Source organism: Candidatus Sodalis sp. SoCistrobi (assembly GCF_900143145.1).
In the GTDB taxonomy this organism is placed as follows: Bacteria; Pseudomonadota; Gammaproteobacteria; order Enterobacterales; family Enterobacteriaceae; genus SoCistrobi.
Window position 1 is genome coordinate 1 of the sequence record NZ_FRDB01000393.1, and the last position, 875, is coordinate 875.

General features: G+C 56.9%; 1 protein-coding gene and 1 pseudogene. Both read right to left on the bottom strand.

Translation table 11 applies throughout. The features are described 5' to 3' along the window. Positions 1–481 (bottom strand): annotated as a pseudogene (locus CINSTRO3249_RS16100) (hypothetical protein); the annotation flags it as partial. Between the two features lie 38 nt (positions 482–519). Continuing rightward, a partial coding sequence (locus CINSTRO3249_RS16105) for a baseplate wedge 1 family protein (RefSeq protein ID WP_125933235.1) occupies positions 520–875 on the bottom strand: 356 nt, incomplete at its 5' end.

The following is an 875-nucleotide window of genomic DNA, read 5'->3' on the forward strand; positions in this document are numbered from 1 at the left end:
CGATACGCGCTTTAGCCGCCTGTAGTGCGCTCAGCGCTACATCGCCTTTTGACAGACCGGATAGCGTGGCAATACCGTAGTTTTCTGCCGGTACCCACCCCGTCAGCCGGTCGTCCGTCACTTCGGGATTATCCAGGTTGTTATCGACGGTGTTCAGCCAGAAGCCGCTGTTCTCCGAGTTTGGGATTTTCGCGCCGGCGGGGTAACCGCCGATGGCGTTGGCAAACGCCGCATCAAACGGGTAGCCCGCCCCGGCATTAGCCCAGCGCCCCATAGACGAGAGTTCATTAAGGATACCGTTAAAGTCTTTGCCGCTGGGCGGAATGCCGCCCGAGACTTTGGGCACCATCGTTTCCGGCGGAAAGCCCAGACTCAGCGAGGCCTCGCCGCTGCCGGTTTTGGTTTCCTGCGGGATATCACGCTTGTTGCCGTTCTGCCCGAACGGTATCGCGTGTTTTGTGGGGGTATGGCTGGATTTCATGTAAACTCCCATAAAAAAACCTGCGCGGTGCAGGTCATTCAGTAAAATGTGCCCTCATCCATCGGATAGGTGTCTGCCGCAAAGCCCAGATTGGGCGTCGGCGCAATGATAAATCTCACCTCGACCCCGCTCGGGACCGGCATCACCGCCAGCGTTTTCAGTATCGCCAGGTCAGACGGCGTTGGCGGAAACTCGAACACAATGTTCATGGTCATATCCCGCCCGTCGGTGCAGTACACCTTGCCCCGGTCAGTAAACAGAATGCGCAAAAAGCGGTTAATCGACGGGATGGTGGCATCGGTAATATTGCTAAAGGCTTTTGCCCGTATCAGCTTGCGGTAGGCGTCATCGGTTAATCTGACCACCGATGAGGGTTGTAGCCCGGCATAAAACG